The organism is Pelovirga sp., from assembly GCF_059864205.1.
Genome location: NZ_JCBCBS010000134.1, coordinates 1 through 2,024 on the forward strand (window position 1 = coordinate 1; position 2,024 = coordinate 2,024).

General features: G+C 46.3%; 6 protein-coding genes. 3 read left to right on the top strand and 3 right to left on the bottom strand.

Annotated elements, in window-relative coordinates; all coding sequences use genetic code 11:
• A partial coding sequence (locus AC6F7T_RS08345) for a hypothetical protein (protein WP_500717779.1) occupies nt 1-187 on the top strand: 187 nt, incomplete at its 5' end.
• Nucleotides 141-362: an addiction module protein gene (locus tag AC6F7T_RS08350; protein ID WP_500717781.1), complete on the top strand. Its 222-nt coding sequence runs from the start codon at nt 141-143 to the stop codon at nt 360-362. The genes AC6F7T_RS08345 and AC6F7T_RS08350, both read left to right, overlap by 47 nt.
• On the opposite strand, the gene AC6F7T_RS08355 is transcribed toward AC6F7T_RS08350, so the two are convergent.
• The 3 genes from AC6F7T_RS08355 to AC6F7T_RS08365 all read right to left on the bottom strand — a co-directional run bounded on the left by AC6F7T_RS08355 (nt 293) and on the right by AC6F7T_RS08365 (nt 1,587).
• Nucleotides 293-619: a hypothetical protein gene (locus tag AC6F7T_RS08355; protein ID WP_500717787.1), complete on the bottom strand. Its 327-nt coding sequence runs from the start codon at nt 617-619 to the stop codon at nt 293-295. The two genes, AC6F7T_RS08350 and AC6F7T_RS08355, sit on opposite strands and share 70 nt — an antisense overlap.
• 390 nt (nt 620-1,009) lie before the next feature.
• A complete protein-coding gene (locus AC6F7T_RS08360; RefSeq protein WP_500717783.1) occupies nt 1,010-1,297 on the bottom strand; it encodes a HigA family addiction module antitoxin in 288 nt (95 codons plus the stop codon).
• 11 nt (nt 1,298-1,308) lie between these two features.
• Nucleotides 1,309-1,587 carry a type II toxin-antitoxin system RelE/ParE family toxin gene (locus AC6F7T_RS08365; RefSeq protein WP_500717784.1) on the bottom strand — a complete coding sequence of 93 codons (279 nt, stop codon included), beginning with the start codon at nt 1,585-1,587 and terminating at the stop codon, nt 1,309-1,311.
• Nucleotides 1,588-1,884: 297 nt separating this feature from the next.
• Here AC6F7T_RS08365 and AC6F7T_RS08370 point away from each other — a divergent pair.
• A partial coding sequence (locus AC6F7T_RS08370) for a HepT-like ribonuclease domain-containing protein (RefSeq protein WP_500717785.1) occupies nt 1,885-2,024 on the top strand: 140 nt, incomplete at its 3' end.

Here is a 2,024-nt window from a genome sequence, read left to right on the forward strand (position 1 = left end):
CCCAGCGTCTGCGTTGTGGCTTTTTGATTCAGCAATTAAACAATGCCCACTCGTCTCGCCAATAAAAGCTATATGGTTTACCTCTGCGCAACAAAATGATAATTTACGACAAGGAATGCTAACTCAGCGGCGAGGCAAAAATGCAAACCAACCTATCAGAAAAAATATTGCAACTCAGCATATCTGAGCGGATTCAACTTGCTGAGGATATTTGGGATAGTATTGCTGTAAATCAGCGATGTGTTGATCTGACGGACCTTCAGAAAACAATACTGCAGGAGCGGTTGGAAGATTATGCTGCCAATCCTGAATGCTGCGAAAGCTGGGATAAGGTTCGAAAGCGGATTTTGCTGACCTTATGATGCAGCAGCAAATCATTGTCAGAGTGATTGCCGAAACTGACATTATAGAAGCGGCCCGATGGTACGAGCAGCGCGATCAAGGTCTCGGTACAGAATTTATCAGAGCCGTAGATGCCTGCATCGCTGCTATTGTAAGAAACCCCCGTCAATATCCCGTTGTTTATGAAAATATCAGAAGAGCACTTCTCAGGAAATTTCCCTTCGGCCTCTTTTTTCTGATTGAAAACGGGAGCATTATCGTTTTGGCTTGTTTGCACAGCAAACGGCACCCCTCGGTTTTCAAAACGAGAAAATGAAACTTTTTAGCGTAACCCCGAGCAACTATTCACCCGCAGCCCAAAAATCGTCATCTCCGAGGGCTTTTGTCGGGGATCTACGCCTTTTAACTCTGAAGAAGAATCTGGATTCCGGCCAAAATCACGCCGGAATGACAGTGTGGGAGCAGGATTGTCGCGGCAAAAGCCGCCCCTTCAAAGATGCTGAACAGTTACAATCTCGATTGATTTTCCTTCTTCATTCAACAACGCCCCCCGTTCCCATCACTGGACATGAACCAGGGAGAGTACTTTAGATATTTAAGAATGTCCCCCTTGCTTGATAGATGTTGATTGCGGCAAAAAACAGGTTTTTTCTCATAGCCCCCAATGTTAAACAGCAGTATGTAGTGGCTTGACCTTCAGATCGTCGTTCTGTTGCATAGCCTTGGACAGTTCATAATTTGACTGTAATGTCATCCAGAACCGAGCGGTACTGACACCGCTTTTTTCCAATCGTAAAGCCAACAACGGACTGATGCCTGAACGGCCATTGATGATACGAGACAGGGTTGAGCGGGCTATGTCAAGGCGGTTGGCCGCGTCAGTCACGTCAATATTCAACGGCAGCAAAACATCCTCTCGTAGTATTTCACCGGGGTGCGGATGATTTTTAAGCATAAAAAACTCCTTCAATGATAGTCCTGATAATCCAGCAGTTCGACATCCTGGTCAATAAAGCGAAAAGTAACGCGCCAGTTTCCACTTACCCACAGGGAATAGTATCCCTGCAAATTTCTTTTAAGGGGATGGAGACGGTATCCAGGGAAATTCAGTTCCTCCAGCGATGATGCTGCATCAAGGGCAGCAAGAATACGTCTGAGCTTGGGGGCATGCGACGGCTGAATGCCCGCGACAGAATCTTTAAGGTATAGTCTCTCGAGACCTTTATGGCGAAAGCTGACAATCATGGCAGTAACTGTAGCATGTAGCGCTACGGGGTGCAAGCTTTTGGGATTGGACTTAACAGGGGTGTAAAGAGGGACAGGGAGAAGGGAAAGCGGCAAGCTGATTCAATAGTATAAAACGGCCCCCCGTCCCCATCACGGGACATGAGCCCGGGACAGTAAGTTAGATATTTAAGAATGTCCCCCCCTACTCAGCGGCTCACCATCTTTGTGTTAAGGCTTTTAACGGAGAGTCGCAAGAGGAGGAGAGAGGCAATCAGATGTTGATTAAACAATTAAACAACGTCCCGTAGCCCCACAATGGCAGCTACCCGGAACCGGTTGATCCACGGATATTTCTCCGTTGATATCGAACTTGTCTGGGATATTGTGGTTTCCAAAATACCTGAGCTTAAAAATCAGATCGAGAAAATTATCGATGAAATTTCCGATTTAGATCA